At 48.3% G+C, this 18,584-nt stretch carries 13 protein-coding genes; 7 read left to right on the top strand and 6 right to left on the bottom strand.

Going from position 1 to position 18,584, the window contains the following annotated elements; all coding sequences use genetic code 11:
- Positions 1 to 154: 154 nt before the first annotated feature.
- The 3 genes from CS562_RS02565 to CS562_RS02555 all read right to left on the bottom strand — a co-directional run bounded on the left by CS562_RS02565 (position 155) and on the right by CS562_RS02555 (position 3,856).
- Positions 155 to 832, bottom strand: coding sequence for a tetratricopeptide repeat protein (locus CS562_RS02565; RefSeq protein WP_180287004.1), 678 nt, complete (start codon positions 830 to 832; stop codon positions 155 to 157).
- 17 nt (positions 833 to 849) lie between these two features.
- Positions 850 to 2,838, bottom strand: a complete 1,989-nt coding sequence (locus CS562_RS02560; RefSeq protein ID WP_099853395.1) for a GTP-binding protein — start codon at positions 2,836 to 2,838, stop codon at positions 850 to 852.
- A gap of 136 nt (positions 2,839 to 2,974) precedes the next feature.
- Entirely contained in the window at positions 2,975 to 3,856 is an 882-nt protein-coding gene (locus CS562_RS02555; protein ID WP_175381554.1) for an AraC family transcriptional regulator, read from the bottom strand.
- 201 nt (positions 3,857 to 4,057) lie between these two features.
- On the opposite strand from CS562_RS02555, the gene CS562_RS02550 reads away from it, so the two are divergent.
- Complete coding sequence (locus tag CS562_RS02550) at positions 4,058 to 5,572, top strand: tagaturonate reductase (RefSeq protein WP_099853390.1); 1,515 nt, start codon at positions 4,058 to 4,060, stop codon at positions 5,570 to 5,572.
- Positions 5,572 to 7,086 (top strand): UxaA family hydrolase, encoded by a 1,515-nt coding sequence (locus tag CS562_RS02545; protein ID WP_076289460.1) that lies wholly within the window; start codon positions 5,572 to 5,574, stop codon positions 7,084 to 7,086. The genes CS562_RS02550 and CS562_RS02545 overlap by 1 nt, the downstream gene beginning before the upstream one ends.
- A gap of 110 nt (positions 7,087 to 7,196) precedes the next feature.
- Here CS562_RS02545 and CS562_RS02540 read toward each other — a convergent pair whose 3' ends face one another.
- From CS562_RS02540 to CS562_RS02530, 3 genes are all read right to left on the bottom strand, one after another.
- Positions 7,197 to 7,883, bottom strand: coding sequence for an AlkZ-related protein (locus CS562_RS02540; RefSeq protein WP_257219318.1), 687 nt, complete (start codon positions 7,881 to 7,883; stop codon positions 7,197 to 7,199).
- A gap of 18 nt (positions 7,884 to 7,901) precedes the next feature.
- The gene (locus CS562_RS02535) at positions 7,902 to 8,873 is read right to left on the bottom strand and encodes a helix-turn-helix transcriptional regulator (RefSeq protein WP_076289462.1); all 972 of its coding nucleotides are present in this window, start codon (positions 8,871 to 8,873) and stop codon (positions 7,902 to 7,904) included.
- 413 nt (positions 8,874 to 9,286) lie between these two features.
- Positions 9,287 to 11,314 carry a beta-galactosidase gene (locus tag CS562_RS02530; protein WP_099853388.1) on the bottom strand — a complete coding sequence of 676 codons (2,028 nt, stop codon included), beginning with the start codon at positions 11,312 to 11,314 and terminating at the stop codon, positions 9,287 to 9,289.
- Positions 11,315 to 11,447: 133 nt separating this feature from the next.
- Here CS562_RS02530 and CS562_RS02525 point away from each other — a divergent pair, with 133 nt between their 5' ends.
- The 5 genes from CS562_RS02525 to CS562_RS02505 all read left to right on the top strand — a co-directional run bounded on the left by CS562_RS02525 (position 11,448) and on the right by CS562_RS02505 (position 18,394).
- Positions 11,448 to 12,281, top strand: coding sequence for an AraC family transcriptional regulator (locus tag CS562_RS02525; protein ID WP_099853385.1), 834 nt, complete (start codon positions 11,448 to 11,450; stop codon positions 12,279 to 12,281).
- 200 nt (positions 12,282 to 12,481) lie between these two features.
- Positions 12,482 to 13,270 (top strand): alpha/beta hydrolase, encoded by a 789-nt coding sequence (locus tag CS562_RS02520; RefSeq protein WP_099853383.1) that lies wholly within the window; start codon positions 12,482 to 12,484, stop codon positions 13,268 to 13,270.
- Between the two features lie 99 nt (positions 13,271 to 13,369).
- Positions 13,370 to 14,032, top strand: a complete 663-nt coding sequence (locus tag CS562_RS02515; RefSeq protein WP_099853379.1) for an SGNH/GDSL hydrolase family protein — start codon at positions 13,370 to 13,372, stop codon at positions 14,030 to 14,032.
- 15 nt (positions 14,033 to 14,047) lie between these two features.
- Entirely contained in the window at positions 14,048 to 14,947 is a 900-nt protein-coding gene (locus tag CS562_RS02510; protein ID WP_099853377.1) for an SMP-30/gluconolactonase/LRE family protein, read from the top strand.
- Between the two features lie 363 nt (positions 14,948 to 15,310).
- Positions 15,311 to 18,394, top strand: a complete 3,084-nt coding sequence (locus tag CS562_RS02505; RefSeq protein WP_099853374.1) for a X2-like carbohydrate binding domain-containing protein — start codon at positions 15,311 to 15,313, stop codon at positions 18,392 to 18,394.
- Positions 18,395 to 18,584 lie beyond the last annotated feature (190 nt).

The following is an 18,584-nucleotide window of genomic DNA, read 5'->3' as shown; positions in this document are numbered from 1 at the left end:
ATGTATAACAAAAGAGCACTGATTTCTGCCTTGAGGCAAGAATCACTGCTCTTTTTATTTGGTGAAATATTTATCACGAATGAATGGAAGGGATGCGTACATTGCAAATTCACGACGTCGAATCCAATGTCCAATCTAACGTAATCAAGTACCCTTACAGTCCACGCTTGCGGAACCAGCTGCGAACAGCCCAGCGACGCTCCTGCCGCTTCTTATATTTTGGCAGGGAGCGATACACGTTCAGTGATTGCTCGTAGGCTTGTTTTGCATCAGCAGTACGTCCAAGGGAGCGGTACACCGAGCCGAGCAGATAGAATGCTTCACTGGATGAAGAATGAATCTCCTGGAATTGCTGAACGTATGCCAGCGCTTTGTCCCGGTGAGTATCCTTGAACGCACCTGCAAGTGTTAGATAAGGACGTCCATATTTCACTCTTGGATTAATATCCAGTGCCTGCAAAATATGACGCTCGCCTTCTTCCGTTTGACCCAGATGGAGTTCAGTAGTGCCCAGCGCCTCCCAATATTCGGCTGATTGTTCATAAGGACGCTCCAGTTCCAGCAGCAAGGCATGAGCTTCGCTATAACGTTTGCGTTCCATCAACAGACGGGCCAGATCCAGCTTGGAAGAGACTTCATTCGGACTCATGGCAAGCTGCTGCCGGAGCCGTGAGATGTTACGCATACGTTTAAGTGGCTTCATGAAGCTTGGCATCACCCCAACATAGCGACGATCCAGGAAATACAGAATGATGAGGAAAATAATAACCGCCAAGAATGGATTGCCTACAATCCGCCACAGCAGGCCAAAGATTAGAAATTTAATCAGCACGACAAAGTCAACTCCAATTATGATGTAATCGCATTTCGAACACTTAAAATATATTTGGATTGGTCCAGCGGGTTAACTCCTCTGCGCTTCCGCGTATGGGTCTGATCCGAAGGACAATCCTGGTACCCGGCAAAAGAAGTCGTGAGTACCCCGCGTCCGCTCGTCTCTGAACGCAGCTTCACCGGATAATCCATGGAGCTTGCCAGAGGCATACGTCCTTCAACGATGCATCGTCCGCCTCCGATGATCGGCGCTTCAAAGGTTGCTCGCATATGTACCAGATCACTAAGCGCTTTGCCGCCGTACTCCTCCGGAACCGTTAACCGGAAATTCAGGATGGGTTCCAGCAGGGTTGTACCTGTGTTTGCCAACCCATCCATAATTCCCATCGGCGTAGCTACTACAAAATCCAGGGGATGGGTATGCCAGACATGGTGCTCTCCTTCGATTAGCGTAATGCGCAGGTCGGTAACTTCCCACCCCAACAATCCCTGAGATAGCGCTTCGGGAATACGGCGTTCTACTTCATTCTGATAACGGAGCAGGAGATGATCCGTCCGGACAGTGGATGAGTAGATCAGACCGCTGCCACGTGGCAAAGGCTCAATGCTGAATCGAAGAATGGCCCAGCAGGGCTTGGGCATCGTATATGCGATGAATCCTTCCCCGGAAGAACGAGGGGTTTCCTTATAGATGACGGACGGTGGGTCAAATACGACATCCAGTCCGAAACGACTCATCAACAGGCTGGACAGAATCTCAAGCTGAATGGTTCCCATGACTTTAAGATGCAGTTCCCGTTCTTCAGGCAACCATTGCAAATCGAGTAGAGGATCTTCATCCGTCAGCTCTTGCAATGCCGCTACAAGGTCAGGATAACGAGCTGTGTCTTTACCATGGACCTGCACGGTCAACAAGGGAACAGCCAGCTGGGGTACAGGAGGCACACCTTCGGGGCTGCCAATAATATCACCAACATGGGTTTCGCTTAGTCCGTACAGTGCGGCGATCTGTCCGGCATGAACAGCACCGGTATCCGCCCATTTCCGACCATCCATTCGGCGAATCTGTGTCACTTTCTCTTCCAGCTTCCGAGTGGAGTTATAGATCGTATCCCGATTATGCACGCTGCCACCATACATGCGAACATAGGCTGTACGGCCCATCGTTTTATCCCGTTCAATTTTGAATACAACCCCGGATACTGAAGGTTCTTGAGGCTGTGCAGGTGCAGGAAGAAATTCGATGATGGCATCCAACAGTTCCGTTACGCCGATCCCTTTGCCAGAAGCACCATAACAAATGGGGAACACTTCGCCCTGATGCACCTTTTTGCGAAATGCTTCATCTAGCTGGTCAGCAGGCAGCGTTTCACCATTAATGTAGGCTTCCATCAAATCTTCGTCCAGTTCGGCAAGTAATTCAAAAAGGCCAGGGATAGATGAAGAAGAACCCTTCACTTGCGTTTGGCTATCATTCCATAAGGAGTCAATGCCCTCAAATACATCTTCATTCATACGAAAGGATTGGATCTCGCATACGAAAGGAGATAGGCTGGAGCGGATCTGATCAATAACCGTCTCAGCAGAGGCACCAACCCGATCCATTTTGTTCATATAAATCAGGGTAGGAATTCCAAGCGAGCGGAGAGCATGCCAGATGGTCTCGCTTTGGGATTGGACCCCTTCCACGGCGGACACAATCAGTACGGCTCCGTCCATAACACGCAGGGCTCGCTCTACCTCAGAGCTGAAATCGATATGTCCCGGCGTATCAATCAGATCAATAATCGTATCTTTCCAGATCAAAGAGGTCATAGCTGCCTGCACGGAAATGCCTCGTTCCTTTTCAATATCCAGAGAGTCTGTGGCTGTAGTTCCGTCATCTACGCGACCTGGAATGCGTACGACACCGCTTTGAAATAACATATGTTCTGTCGTTGTTGTTTTCCCTGCATCGACGTGTGCGAAGATGCCGATATTTCTGCGATTCAATTCGTTTAACATGGGATGTAAGGCTCCTCTGGCAGCAGAAACGCATCGTTTCCGACATTGTAATTCAGTATTATAACATACCACACGAATAGTATGGAAGAATATGTTACACACAGACAAATCTCTACATTTCAGGATGTCGTGACAATCACGTTTGATCCTGATTCTTCATGGTTTTACGGTAGGCAGCGGGTGTGGTACCCGTCAGTTTCTTGAATTGTCTATAAAAATGGGGCAGGCTCTCAAAACCGCAAGCATCGGCAACAACGGCCATCGTCTCATCACTTCGAAGCAGATGCTCTTTTGCCATAATGACCCGGCGGGCCAATGCATAGTCAGTTAGTGTCATGCCGGTATACCTTTTGAAGGCACGGCTGAAGTGCGCCGGGGATACGGCTGCTTGCCGTGCCAGTTCCGGCAAGGAAAGGCCACTGCGCAGCTCTTCATCCATATGAGCCAGTGTAGAGGAGAGCCAGCTTGGTCCAGGAACAGTTCTGGCAGGACTTGCAGGACCAACTGCCTCCAATCGCTCCAGATATATAAGTAAGAGCTGCAACCGCAGCAGAGCGGCGTGGGCGCTCAGGTGATGTTCTAACTGGAATTCTGCATGAATGTCGTCAATTAATGCAGCCACCTGTGCTTGCTCCGTGGCTTCTAGATGCCTCTTGTACACTCTGCGTTTGCGGCAGCGTTCAAATAGAGAGAGCATGGCTGACGCACTGCCTCCCGCTGTGGAGGCCAGTAATCCTGGACTGAAGAACAGGGCCGACGAAGTCACCGGATTCCCGGCATCCGGTAATGCGCGGTGTACCGTGCTGCCAGGAATGATAAACAAATCGCCCTCCTGCATGTCTTCAAGACCAGTATCAATGAAAATGGTGCCCTGACCCCGATATACATAAATAATTTCATGCCAGTCATGAAGATGATCCGGCAACTCGTTCTGGGGGGACTTGGTATCTGCATACACCAGACGAAAGGGAATCCCCGATTCCGCCTGAATGGTTGTACGAACGGGCGAACGTTCCATTCGATCTCCTTTCAAAACAGTGCTAACAAAAAAGTGGTTACATCTGATCATGAAAGAGTACATTTACCGCAATATAAGCAATTAAATTTCCTTTTATTGATGATACAATGAATTTAAAGCGTTTTCAATGGAAGTGTAAGCAGCTGTTTCTGTGCAGCGGGACATCTGATATTGACAAATAAAACGATGAGGTGAGTGTTCATGTCGGCGAGCACGAAAAGACCACGGCTAAAGCTGAATCTGCTTGGAAGTGATAACCAGCGCAAATGCAAAGAAGTGATGGAACGTCCCGTAAAGGTACTACAGATTGGGGAAGGCAACTTTTTGCGTGGGTTTGTAGACTGGATGCTTCATGAGAGTGCCAGACAAGGCAAATTCCATGGCAGTGTTGCCGTGACCCAACCTCGACCTGGGGGAAAGGCAAAGCTGGAACAAATTCGTGATCAGGATGGATTGTACACGATGATTACCCGGGGACTGTCACAGGGAAAAGCAGTGGAGCGTACAGAAATGATCTCGATTTTTTCACAGTGTATTAATCCGTACGAAGAATGGCAGGATTTTCTGAAACTAGCGGAATTGCCCTCCCTAGAGTTTGTCATCTCCAATACAACCGAATCGGGATTGAAATATACGTATTCAGAGTACACGCAGGGTGAGCCGGTACAATCGTTTCCAGGTAAACTGACAGTCTTCTTGCATCAACGTTATCTGCGGTTTGATGGGGACCCTTCCCGAGGATTGATTCACCTGCCGTGTGAGTTGCTTGAGGGCAACGGGGATGTACTGCGCAGTTGTGTGCTGCGGCATAGTGAGGATTTTGGTTATTCTGAAGGCTTTCGTTCATGGATTGAGAACCATAACTTGTTCCTGAACAATCTGGTTGACCGGATTGTCACGGGTGCACCGACTACGGAAGAAGCCGATTCCCTGACCAATCGCTGGGGATACGAGGATCAACTGGTCAATACGGCTGAGCCATATCATTTCTGGGCCATTCAGGCAGATGAAGTACTAGACAAGAAACTCCCCCTGAAACAGGCGGGGCTCAACGTACATTGGGTGAAGGATTTGAAACCTTTTCAGTTGCGCAAAGTTCGTATTCTGAATGGTGCTCATACTCTCATGTCATCGCTCGGCATTCTGCAAGGCAAGGAATATGTGAGAGAGACGATGGAAGACCCAGAGTTTGGCTCTTGGGTCAGAGAAGCGGTACATCAGGAGATCGTGCCTGCACTGGATATGCCGGATCATAATCTGGATCAGTACGCAGGGGAAGTGTTTGAACGTTTCCTCAATCCGTATATTAATCACAAGCTGCAGGATATTGCATTAAATACAGTAGGAAAGTTCAAGGTCCGTGTGCTGCCTACACTTTTGGCCTATGAGCAAAATCAGGGAACCTGGCCTGACCGGCTCGTAAAGGGGTTTGCGGGATTATTGTGTCTGTATCGTCCAGTGAACACGCCGGATGGTTATATGGCACAGCGACTGAACGGTGAATCTGTCCTGCTTCGGGATGATGCGGATGTACTGGCTGCACTCGCCAAGCATTGGGATAGTTATGATCCTTTGAAGCGGGATAAGCAGCAATTAGACCAGAGTGTCGCTGCTGTATTATCTGATGTATCGATCTGGGGAGAGAATCTGGATGATCGAGAGGGGCTTCGCGAAGCACTCGTTCACGAAATTGGTTTGCTGGAAGGTGAGAGTTAATGAACACAACACGTACAGTTAATGACTGGATCGCGATTCAACCGCAGGATGATGTCATTATAGCTCTTCGGGATTATGTAAAAGGGGAACATATTACCCTGCCAGACAGCACTGCTTTTACATTAAGGGAAGACGTACCCAAAGGCCATAAAATTGCTGTGCATACCCTCGCACCGGGTGAGGATGTGATGAAATATGGTTTTTCCATTGGGATAGCCAAGGAACAGATCGAACAGGGTAGCTGGATTCACAGTCACAATCTAAAAACAGGACTTCACGGTTTACTTGAATACCAGTATCAGCCGGGACCACCTGTCCAGACGGACATGCCTCCTGAACATCTGCGTTCATTTGATGGGTATCTGCGCCCTAACGGTGAAGCAGGTATTCGTAATGAAATCTGGATTGTAAATACGGTCGGCTGCATTAATAAAGTGTGTGAGGCTTTGGCTCGGATGGGCCAGTCTCAGTTCGGCAGTAGGGTGGATGGCGTATATCATTTCCCACACCCGTTCGGCTGCTCGCAGCTTGGAGATGACCTGAAATATACGCAGCAGGTATTGGCTTCCCTGGTGGAACACCCGAATGCTGGCGGCGTGCTGGTCATTGGTCTGGGTTGCGAAAATAATCAGGTAGACCAGTTCCGCGAATGTATCGCACCGGAATATCAGGGGAAAGTCCGTTTTCTCAAAGCACAGGAAACAGATGATGAACTTGAGGAAGGACTGCGTCTGATGGAAGAGCTCGTGGAGCTCGTCGAACATGAACAGCGTCAGCCGCTACCTTTGAGCAAGCTCAAAATTGGATTGAAGTGCGGCGGTTCGGACGGACTGTCCGGGATTACGGCGAACCCGCTCGTAGGCTCCGTTGCGGATATGCTGGTTGCTGCCGGAGGTACGGCCATATTGACCGAAGTTCCCGAGATGTTTGGTGCAGAGACCATTCTGATGAATCGGGCGGCCAATGAGCAGGTATTTGATGATTTGGTAGACTTGGTGAACGGTTTCAAACAATACTTTGTGAACCACGGTCAGAATATATATGAAAATCCTTCACCAGGGAATAAAGCAGGCGGGATTACCACGCTGGAAGAAAAGTCTTTGGGATGTACGCAAAAGGGAGGACGTTCTTCCGTAGTTGATGTACTTCGTTACGGCAAACGTGTCACTCAAACCGGCCTGAACATTGTGGAAGCTCCGGGGAATGATCTCGTGTCTGTTACAGCACTGTCAGCTGCGGGTGCGCATATTGTTCTTTTCACGACAGGTCGCGGAACGCCGTTTGGAGGCCCGGTACCTACCGTCAAAATTGCAACCCAATCTGACCTCGCAAATCGGAAAAAGCACTGGATCGACTTTAACGCAGGTCAACTGCTGGAAGGGAAGACGATGGAGGACGTGAAAGTGCAGCTGTTCAGCCAACTGATCGATATTGCTTCAGGACGGGCGCATACACTCAGCGAGCAGCATGGATTTCGGGAAATTGCGATATTCAAGGATGGAGTCATCCTGTAATTGTATTCGTTCGTTGCTTTATATCTGTTGCATGTATGGTAAAAGTATATACAATAAATCCCGGTGGCCCTCTTCGGCTACCGGGATTTGTTGTTCAAAGGGCGTTTCAATCACTTTATGGCAAAGGATTTTTTGATTTTGGTCAGTGCGGCAGCAGAAGTGTGTTTCTCCAATTGTTGTACCAGAAGTTCGCTCGCATCTGCAACGCTGCCCTCAAACGGTTCAATACCTTGACGCTTCATCCAGCAGCCTGAGGTCTCATAAGCAGAGCTGTTCCAAGCCACCTTGCCTTCAGCGAGGCCTTCTTTTTCTTTGGTGCCGCAGATGACAATGGCACACATGCTTTGAAGGTCCAGCAGCCCCTGGTCAAATACTTTTTTGTCCTCTTTGGCTCCAAAACCTGCCAGTGAACGTAATTTCCGTCCATCAATCCCCTCCTGCTTCTCGATTATCTCATACAGTTTGAATGCTTCTCGAGAGAGGAGACCCGCGTCATATTGTTCTTCCATGACTCTGGAGTCCGCTAGCAGACGGTGCACCCATGGGAAATATTCGCGTGAGACAAGAATGGCTTTCTTTTTGAGAAATTTGCCGTAGGCAGCGATCCCTTCCTCAGCCAGACGTGAACGCCACAACCAAGGATCAAGCTCGTTATCCTTGTGCCAGTTTTCTTGAGGCGTTATAGAGGACAATGAAGGGTATTCAGGAAATAAAGGGGCGAGTGGGAGCAGTCCCACAGCCTCTATTCGCTGCACAGCTTCTTCGTAAGTAACGATCGATTCATGCTCATTCATCATGATTTGGCAGGCTCCTTTTTAGCGTGTGTTACAACGATTATTGTTGGAAGTAAGATACTTCTGGTAGACTTCCTCGGCATGTTTGCGAATATCGCAGCGGAGGTTCTCGGGTTCAAGTACTTCTGCTTCACGTCCAAGTCGATAAAAGAATCGTACAGCCCAGGCCCACTCACCAGGAGGGCAAAGAAAGGACAGTTCCCAGACATCCGGAGCAATCTCGGTCATCCGTTCTCCAATATGCTTGTCCTGTTCTGCCTCGATCATTCCGCTGTAACTCAGACGTGCGGTAACACGGGTCGGAGAAGGATCGGGAGATTTCGGTTTGCTGCGCTGTCGCTTTGCCTTTTCTGCCAGCTGTTGTGATTCAAGCAGCTCAACTGGCGTAACGTCCAGAATGCGGTCTGCCCTGAACAGGCGCTGTTCACCGTGCTCCTCCGAATACGCTTCACAATACCAGAAACCGGCTGAAGCATAGACTCGAATGGGGCAGATTGTTAGCCAGCGTTGACGGGAAGCAGAGCGGTACAACATACGCAGCCACCCTTGTTCCGGGATACAAGCCAGAAGCGGTTCCAGATGATGAAGGATGTAGTTTCGCTCGGGAACATCATGCTGCAGTTGTTTGAGCATGGGGTCCATCCTTGCTTTGACATCATCCGGAATAATGCTTTTGATTTTGTCCATTAATGTCCAGCGTTTCTCTTGAAAAGGGGTATCTGCATAATGGCTTAGGCCTTCGAGAGCAAAGATGAGAGTAGCTGCTTCAACCGGGTCTAATTGCAGTGGGGGCAGTACATACCCCTCCATAAGTCTGAAGCCGCCTCCGGGACCGGAGATAGCAATGATCGGGACATTCATCTCTGAGAGAGATTGGATATCCCGCAGGATGGTACGGCGGGAAACTTCAAACTTTTCTGCAAGTGAATGTGCCGTTTCGTGACCGTGCTGCAATGCCATAACGATGGCGGCAAGCCGATTTGTTCTATTCATGTCAGCCACTCCGTTTCGAGGGTTGCGCCGCCGGAAAGGATGCTGGAGTGTTCCTCTCATTGTAGCAGTGTATAAGTGACATCATGATTGTCACCAATATTTCGCAGCATTATATTATTTATTTTTTACAGTGCAGCGCCTACTTTAGGAGGGTCGCTTCCTTTTCCCGGCGGGGCGTCGTTAAATTGTGTGTCTCGTCCAATTCGCTTCGCTTCTCGGTATTTCCTTCTAACCGATAGCCTCACAAATAATGACAAAAACCCGTATCCGGTCTAAACGGATACGGGAAGTAGCAGATTGAAACAAGTTCAATCATATAATACTTTAAATTTTAACAATTGACACGTTTTTAAGCCACGGATAGTGATCGGTGCGATTTCCATGTAACATGTTGTATCATTAATTTTCGAATATTATTTCATTTCAAGCAGCTGCACACCACGTCCTTCAATCTCGATCGTACCTGAAAGTGACCGATCTGTGAGCAAATCATGAGCCTTAGCTTTGCCCAAATCATAGGATTGAGTGGTAGCATTGTGATTCATGACAAACAGGTACTGTTGTCCATCCTTGGTACGAGCAGTCACTTCAACACCTTCTGGAGTATCCAGAAGAGAAGCAATATTTTTGTTTGCAGCCAGTTGTCCCAGCAAGCCGTCCAGGAATCGATCTTCCGGATCGGAAGCTACATACCAGGCTTCACCTTGACCAAAGGTGTTACGGGTTACCACAGGCATGCCTTTGTAGAAATCGTCCCCGTACTCGGCAATGATATCTGCACCTTCACTGTGCAGCAAGTCACACAACATGCCGCAACCAAATTCTCCTTCAAGATCCCCATAAGCCTCTTTCATGACAATACGGTTTCTTTGCTCAGGCAGCAGTGCATCAATTTCTTCGACCCAGATACCGAGCAGTTTGCGAAGTTCGCCAGGATAACCACCGGTTGTTACGATGTCACTCTCATTGACGATACCACTGAAGAAGGTTGTCAGGAATGTACCGCCTGCTTCAACATACTTCTCCAGCTTGGCCGCAAAGCCTGGTTTAACCATATAGAGTACCGGAGCGAGCACGATGTCGTATTTGCTGATATCGGTATCCACACTAACGATGTCCACCTGAATGTTGCGGCGGAAGAAGGCAGCGTAGTATTTGTGAATTTGATCTACATAGTTCAGTGCAACCGTAGGCCCGCTGGATTTCTCGATTGCCCACCAGTTATCCCAGTCAAACACAATCGCCACTTTGGCATCCACGGTAGCATCCAGCGTTTTGTCTCCCAGCAACTGCAATTCCTTGCCCAGCTCCGCGACTTCACGGAATACACGGGTATGTTCATGGCCGACATGTTCAATAACTGCACCGTGATATTTCTCGCAGGCGCCAACCGAACGGCGGAGCTGGAAGAACATGATCGTATCCGCGCCATGAGCAACGGACTGGTAGCTCCACAGGCGCATAACGCCTGGGCGTTTCAATGAGTTATAAGGCTGCCAGTTTTGCTGGCTTGGTGTCTGCTCCATGAGCATGAACGGCTGTCCGTCCTTCAATCCACGCATCAGATCATGAGCCATAGCTGTGAAACTTACCGGAGTCGCAAGACCCGGATAGCTGTCCCAGGAGACGATATCCATATATTTAGCCCATTTGAAATAATCCAGCTGTTTGAAGAATCCCATCAGATTGGTTGTAACGACCGAATCCGGGATATGTTTTTTGATCGCATCATATTCCAGACGGTAACAATCAAGCATACTGTCGGAGTTGAAGCGGGAGTAATCAAGCGAGATGCCCTGGAAGGTGGAATTGTTGTTTCCCCAGTGCTCACTCAGATTGCTTGGCAGTACAATCTCATCCCAATCGTAGAATGTGTGCCCCCAGAAATTGGTGTTCCATGCCTTGTTGAGCTGCTCCAGGGTCTGATAACGTTCTTTGAGATACACGCGGAACGCTTTCTCGCAGTTATCACAATAACAGTCGCCGCCATATTCGTTGGAGATATGCCATACAAGCACAGCCGGGTGATCCTTGTAACGTTCCGCCAGCTTGTCTGCAATTTTCTCGGAGTATTTGCGGTAGGTTGGGCTATTCGGACAGGAGTTATGCCGTCCACCGAATTTGCGTTTGCGTCCATCGGCATCCACACGCAGTACATCCGGGTATTTCTTCGCCATCCATGCTGGATGGGCAGCAGTGCTTGTCGCGAGACAAATGTAAACACCGCTTTCATAGAGACTATTCATTAACTGGTCGAGTCCTTCAAAATTATAAGTAACTTCATCAGGCTGAATCAGTGCCCATGAAAATACGTTGATGGTCGCAATATCAATACCTGCCAATTGGAACATGCGCAGATCTTCAAGATGTGTCTCATGATCCCATTGTTCAGGGTTATAGTCGCCGCCGTAGAACATTTTGGGTAACTTGCTGCTAATCAAATGTGTTCACCTCTTGTATAAGAATAAATCTATACTATATGATGGATATGACTTTTAAAATATAAGAAAAGTAATGAAACATATAAGAATATGGAACTGTAATTTTGGTTTTTGTTCAAAGGAGAGAATCCCTATGCTCATCACACCCGATCATCGGCGCTATTTTATGACCCCACGCGATCAGCCGCTTCCGCTCTACATCGAAAGTATAGGGTATAACGGCAATCAGGAGAATGTGTACAGACCTGCCGGATATCCTTGTTATCACTGGCTTCAGACGGTGAAGGGAGCTGGAGAGTTCAAGTTTGCAGGTTCCACTGTACTGCTGGGAGAGACTTCCGGCATTTTGCTACCGCCGAATGAGCCGCACGAGTATGTACGCTCGCAAGGAGAATGGGAGACACTTTACATTACATTTGGAGGCGGCCAGTGCCCGGCCATTACAGAGTCGCTTGGTTTGGGGGAGGCAGCCCTTCACCAGTGGGATTCACAGAGCCCGCTTGAATACTATGGCAGGGAAGTGCTGGGTTCCATCAGCAGTGACCAGGATTTATCCGGGTTGGAAGCGTCAGCGGACATGTATCGATTTCTGATTTTGCTCAAAAAACATGGCATGACGGGCAGTCGTTCTTCAATTTCCCATGCCGTGGAACGGCTGGCTCCGTTAATTTCGTTTATGAATGAACACTATGCCGATCCCGAAATCGGTCTTGAACAGATGGCCGCCATACCCGGCATTACGCCCAGGCATCTGAATACTCTTTTTAAACAATCTTTTGGTATGACCGCCTACAGTTATTTCATTCTCCTCCGTATTCGCAAATCGAAAGAATGGATGACAGGGGACAGCAAACTGACCGTCAAGGAAACGGCAGCGAAGGTTGGTTTTCGGGATGCGAGTCATTTTGTGGCTACATTTCGGCGGATTGAAGGCGTAACTCCAGAGCAGTATCGAACGTTATATTAATCCGTCTGAGGTACAAATGTGCTATAAAACACTGTTCAAGCATGAGGATTCCGTGTAACCTGTTACAAATTGAACAAAAAGTGATGCCAGGAAGGTATTGATGCGCAAGGGTGCTACCCGTTATGATGATATCGATTCCTTAGATTGGAAAATGACTATACGGATCAACGTATCCGTTCAACTTAGAGAGGATGATTGAAGTGACATCAACTATACCATTGTGGGACCATGCAGCACCTTATGCGGCCAAGGGTCATGAGGATGAAATGCCCCATCTGATTCCATTTATTCAGCCTGGTTCCGAGAGCGCTGTCATTATCTGTCCGGGTGGAGGCTATGGATTTTTGGCCGATCATGAAGGAGCTCCAATCGCTGAATTGCTGAACCGTGCGGGAATTAGCGCATTTGTGCTGAAATACCGTGTGGCGCCTCACCAGCATCCGGCACCCATGACAGATGGTCAGCGTGCGATCCGTTATGTACGGGCTCATGCCGAGCAATATGGCATTCAGCCTTCCAAAATTGCCGTGCTTGGTTTCTCGGCGGGCGGTCATCTTACAGCCACGTTGGGAACCTTGTATGACGAGGGCCAACCAGATCATGAAGATCCTATTGAACGGGAGAGTTCGCGTCCGGATCGGGTTATTCTTTGTTATCCGGTAATTACGATGGACTCCTATGGACATGCCGGTTCTCGTGAAAATCTGCTTGGTCCAGATGTGTCTGCTGAACAGATCAAGGCTTTCAGTGCGGAGCAGCAGGTGAGAGCCGACGCTCCTGAAGCATTCATCTGGCATACGAGTGATGATCAGGCGGTCCCTGTAGAGAACAGTTTGCGTTACGCGCTTGCCCTGGGTGCACACGGCATTCCTTATGACTTGCATGTATTTGAAAAAGGTTCACATGGTTTGGGATTGGCAGAGGATGACCATGCCGTTCGGGCCTGGTCTGATCTGTGCCTGACCTGGCTTAAGAATCAAGGGTGGTAACCCGGCACCTGGCTGATCTATGTCTTTCCTGAAAATGAAATATGAATACGAGTGAACTCACATATTTTAACGCTTATGAGAGCGAAGGAGAAAACGATAATGAAATTGCAAAAGAATGATAAGCTGCTTTTTATCGGAGATTCAATCACGGATTGTGGCCGTGAACATCCTGTTGGTGAAGGTAGTTCTGGACTGGGGCATGGCTATGTGGCGCAAGTGTATGCCTTGCTGCGTTCCATCTACCCGGAATTGATGTTACGGATTCAGAATGTGGGTAATAGTGGGAATACGATCCGTGATTTGAAGCAGCGCTGGGACCGAGATGTGCTAGATCTCAAACCAGATTGGCTAACAATCATGATCGGGATCAATGATGTATGGCGTCAATTTGACAATCCGTTATCCACAGACTCGCAAGTTTTTCTGGAAGAGTATGAATCCACACTACGAGATCTGGTTGCTTCTGTTCGTCCTGGGTTGAAAGGACTTGTTCTGATGTCTCCTTATTATTTGGAAGCCAATCCGGAAGATCCGATGCGGGCTACGATGGATATATACGGTGAGGCTGTTCGTAGAGTAGCCGCTGAATATGACGCCATTTTCGTGGATACACAGGCTGCATTTACTCCATTCTGGGATCATTTCTATACGTCTGTGCTGACTTACGATCGGGTTCATCCCGATGCAACAGGCCATATGGTGCTTTCCAAAGCGTTCTTGGATTCCATTGGTTTCGAATGGTCAGGCGGCGTCAAATCTTAAAAAGGACGTGATGGCATGAGCGATTTGAACATTGCAGTACATACCCCGGCACTGCTGGGAGAAGGTCCAAGCTGGGATGCTGAACACAATCGATTATTATGGGTGGATATTGAAAGCTATAAGATCCATGTATACGTTCCGGCTACAGGAGAGGATCGGACTTATGATGTTGGCGAGCATGTAGGTGCGGTTGTGCCATACCATGATGATGAGGTTGTCGTTGCTTTGCGAAGTGGTTTCCACACCTATAACTTGCTCACGGGAGAGTTACAGCCGATTGAAGATCCGGAGAAAGGCAAGGACAACAACCGTTTCAATGACGGGAAGTGTGACGCGCTTGGACGCTTCTGGGCAGGTACGATGAGTATGAACAATGAAAGCAAGGCGGGGGCATTTTATTGCCTGGAGGAAGAACAGCCTGTTCGAACGTTGTTCAGGGATGTATCCACATCCAATGGTTTGGGCTGGAGCCCGGATCAACAAAATATGTATTACATTGATACGCCGACACGATCCATTGACCGTTTTGATTTTGATTTGGCTGCTGGAGAGATAACAAACCGGACAAGTATAATTGCTATACCGGAAGAATTTGGCTATCCGGATGGAATGACTGTAGACAGTGAGGGAATGCTGTGGGTTGCCCACTGGGGCGGAGGAAGAGTCACTCGTTGGAATCCGCATACAGCAGAGCTGATGCAACAGATTGAGGTACCTGTAGATCAGGTGACATCCTGCTGTTTCGGAGGACCTGAATTGGAGGACTTATATATTACGACTGCTCGCATTGGTATTCGAGAAGAGCGGCTGACAGAGACGCCGAATGCTGGATCTCTATTTGTAGTCAGACCGGGTGTGAAAGGGCAGAAAACCTACGCATTTGGCGGGGGAGCAGCAAAGTCGGATACGAAATGAGAGAAGGACCGTGTTACTAGAACGTTGTTCTTCGTCTATAAAATATTTATCAATGAAGAAGGATGCTGTTTTAAACAGCATCCTTTTTTTATATTTTTAAAAGCGATACGCAGAAAAAATCACAAAAAATAAATTGGAGCAGAAGGGGATTTTTAATTGCCATCGAATGTTATTTATTGCAAGTATAATCCAATGGATGGTAATCGTAATTTGATTTATGAAAGCGTTTTATAAAATTGGAGAGGAGGTGGGGCTGGTTGTCTGATCCAATGCATTAAATGTCTGACACTGCACTCATCAACATGATGACACAGCGGGGTTTACCGGATGCGATGAACATATTGAAGAGGAGGCTAAGTAATTATGAAAACGTTTTTGGGAAAGCTGCGGGTGATGAGCCTCACGGTTGCTGTTGCAGCAGTTTCGTTGGGAGTACTCGCAGGAACAACACATGCGGCACCTAGTGATCCATACCAGTGGAAAAATGTCGTGACCGGGGCAGGTGGAGGTTTTGTACCGGGGATTATTTTCAATGAGTCAGAGAAAGATTTGATCTATGCCCGGACGGATATTGGGGGAGCCTATCGCTGGAATCCTGCGAATGAGAGTTGGATTCCACTCACCGATTTTGTCGGCTGGGATGACTGGAACAAAAACGGAGTCGATGCGCTGGCAACAGACCCGGTTGACCCCAATCGAGTGTATATGGCTGTCGGCACGTACACGAATTCTTGGGACAATAACAACGGTTCCATCCTGCGCTCTACGGATCGCGGTGATACTTGGCAGACAACAACTCTTCCGTTCAAAGTCGGAGGTAACATGCCGGGACGTTCCATGGGGGAACGCCTGACCGTTGATCCGAATAAAAATAGCATTTTGTATTTTGGTGCACGCAGTGGCAACGGACTCTGGAAAAGTACGGATTACGGCGTAACGTGGAACAAAGTAACGAGCTTCCCGAATCCGGGTACGTATGTGGAAGATCCGTCTTATGAGTATACGAGTGACATCGTGGGTCTTTCTTGGATCACATTTGACAAATCAACAGGTTCTGCTGGACAGGCAACACAGACCATCTATGTCGGGGTAGCCGACAAAAATCAAAGTATATACCGCAGTACGAATGGAGGCGCAACGTGGACTGCTGTTGCTGGACAGCCTACAGGGTATTTGCCTCATCACGGAGAACTGGATGCCAATGGAAATCTTTATATCTCTTACAGCGATGGTGCGGGCCCTTATGATGGGGAAAAGGGAGACCTCTGGAAATTAAATACAACTACAGGAGTATGGACCAACATTAGTCCAGTACCAAGCAGCAGCACGGACAATTACTTTGGATACGGCGGACTGGCTGTAGATGCTCAGCATCCTGGTACACTGATGGTGGCAACCCTCAACTCCTGGTGGCCTGATGCCAATTTGTTCCGCAGTACGGACAGTGGAGCTACTTGGACCCGCATTTGGGAATTTGAAGGATATCCAAACCGTAAAATGCGCTATACACAGGATATTTCGGCCGCTCCTTGGTTGACCTTTGGGACGAATCCTGCACCGCCTGAAGTTTCTCCAAAGCTGGGCTGGATGATTGGCGATCTGGAGATTGACCCGTTTGACTCTGACCGCATGATGTATGGAACAGGTGCGACCATCTACGGAACGAAAAATCTGACAGACTGGGATGACGGGAACAAAATCAATATTTCAGTAATGGCCAAAGGGGTCGAGGAGATCGCAGTTCTGGATCTGATCAGCCCGCCAAACGGAGCACATTTGTTAAGTGGGGTAGGGGATGTCTCGGGATTCCGTCATAACGATCTGGATCAGGCACCAGCTACGATGTTTACCAGTCCCAACTACTCTTCTACGGAAAGTCTGGATTTTGCAGAATTAAGTCCCAACACCATGGTTCGCGTAGGGAAAGCAGACTACAGTGCTGATCCGAACGCAAAATCTATTGGTTTATCCAGCGACGGTGGGACCACGTGGTATAAGGCGAACGCAGAGCCTGCCGGTACAACCGGAGGAGGAACTGTAGCTATCTCTGCAAATGGTAACCGACTTGTATGGAGCACGTCAGACAAGGGAGTGCATTATTCTACTGGCGGCAACTCATGGACAGCGAGTTCAGGTATACCTGCACAGGCAAAAGTGATCTCTGACCGAGTAAACCCGAACAAATTCTATGGATTTGCTGCCGGTAAAGTCTATGTGAGCACCAATGGTGGTGCCTCCTTTACTGCATCTGCGGCTACCGGGCTTCCGGTAGAAGGAAATGCAGATCTGGACGCTGTTCCAGGTACGGAAGGCGAACTTTGGTTTGCAGGTGGCAGTGAAGAAGAAGGGCCATATGGTCTATGGCATTCCACCGATTCAGGAGCGACCTTTACCAAGCTTGCAAATGTGGAGGAAGCGGACAGTATCGGTTTTGGTAAAGCGGCACCTGGGAAGAATGTGGTCGCGCTGTACACGATTGCAAAGATCGACGGAACACGTGGATTTTTCCGTTCCGATGACGGTGGGGCGAATTGGGTACGGATTAACGATAATCAGCATCAATATGCACGTGTGACCACGATTACAGGTGATCCACGTCTATATGGAAGAGTGTATCTGGGTACAAATGGACGAGGCATTTTATATGCTGACCGCATTGGTGGGAACAATGGTGGTGGAGAAGGTGGAGGCGTGACTCCGGTGACCAGTTCGGCCATCACACCAGTGAATGCGGAATTTGACAAGAATACAGGCAATCAGGTAGATATTCCTGTAACGCTGACACTGAACGGAAATACGCTTAGTGCAATACGTAATGGCAATACAACGCTGGTTTCAGGTACGGATTACACATTATCGGGCAATCAGGTTGTGTTGAGTAAAAACTATTTGGCTTCGTTGTCCAAGGGAAGCGCAGCGTTAACCTTTCATTTCAGTGCAGGCAATGATGCGATCCTGAATCTGAATATTAAGGACACAACGGCTGTACCTGCGGGAGCTATTCGAATTGAGATGTTTAATGGAACGACTTCAGCAACGGGTAACTCCATTAATCCCAAGATCAAATTAACGAATACAGGCACTTCGGCCATTAATCTTTCCGATGTCAAAATTCGTTACTATTATACGATCAATGGCGCTCAAACCCAAAACTTTTTCTGTGACTGGGCAACAGCTGGAAACGACAATGTTACAGGCACGTTTAGTGCGCTGCCGACCCCAGTAACCGGAGCAGATTCTGTGCTGGAGATTGGCTTCAAAACTTCTGCGGGTTCATTGGCAGCGGGGCAAAGTACTGAAATTCAGGCACGGTTCTCCAAAACAGACTGGACCAACTACACTCAGACGGATGATTATTCTTTTGCTCCAAGTCAAACAGCCTATACTGACTGGAACAAAGTAACGGGATATATTGCCGGAAGTCTTCAGTGGGGGATCGAACCTTAGACCTGAACTTAAGTAAAGTTGGAGTTAATCTAAACGTACATTGATAAAAAGTCCTGGCTCGCCGAAAATGATTCATGGCGGACCGGGGCTTCTTATTTTGTCGAAATATAGTGTACACTAAAGAGAGTTTCCATTGCTTAAACGTTCGTTTTGAGATATAAAAAGAAGTACAAAACTTTTAAATTAATGT

Origin of the sequence: Paenibacillus sp. LK1 (genome assembly GCF_002750415.1) — a bacterium.
GTDB classification, from domain to species: Bacteria; Bacillota; Bacilli; order Paenibacillales; family Paenibacillaceae; genus Paenibacillus; species Paenibacillus taichungensis.
The sequence above is the reverse complement of the archived record's forward strand: the minus strand, read 5'-3'. Positions and strand labels throughout refer to the sequence as shown.

Excerpts from the sequence above, each read along its gene's own strand:
- CS562_RS02525 (WP_099853385.1), top strand. The coding sequence starts at position 11,448 with ATGCTCATCACACCCGATCATCGGCGCTATTTTATGACCCCACGCGAT.
- CS562_RS02535 (WP_076289462.1), bottom strand. The coding sequence starts at position 8,873 with ATGAATAGAACAAATCGGCTTGCCGCCATCGTTATGGCATTGCAGCAC.
- CS562_RS02540 (WP_257219318.1), bottom strand. The coding sequence starts at position 7,883 with ATGATGAATGAGCATGAATCGATCGTTACTTACGAAGAAGCTGTGCAG.
- CS562_RS02505 (WP_099853374.1), top strand. The coding sequence starts at position 15,311 with ATGAAAACGTTTTTGGGAAAGCTGCGGGTGATGAGCCTCACGGTTGCT.
- CS562_RS02515 (WP_099853379.1), top strand. The coding sequence starts at position 13,370 with ATGAAATTGCAAAAGAATGATAAGCTGCTTTTTATCGGAGATTCAATC.
- CS562_RS02550 (WP_099853390.1), top strand. The coding sequence starts at position 4,058 with ATGTCGGCGAGCACGAAAAGACCACGGCTAAAGCTGAATCTGCTTGGA.
- CS562_RS02555 (WP_175381554.1), bottom strand. The coding sequence starts at position 3,856 with ATGGAACGTTCGCCCGTTCGTACAACCATTCAGGCGGAATCGGGGATT.
- CS562_RS02560 (WP_099853395.1), bottom strand. The coding sequence starts at position 2,838 with ATGTTAAACGAATTGAATCGCAGAAATATCGGCATCTTCGCACACGTC.
- CS562_RS02510 (WP_099853377.1), top strand. The coding sequence starts at position 14,048 with ATGAGCGATTTGAACATTGCAGTACATACCCCGGCACTGCTGGGAGAA.
- CS562_RS02545 (WP_076289460.1), top strand. The coding sequence starts at position 5,572 with ATGAACACAACACGTACAGTTAATGACTGGATCGCGATTCAACCGCAG.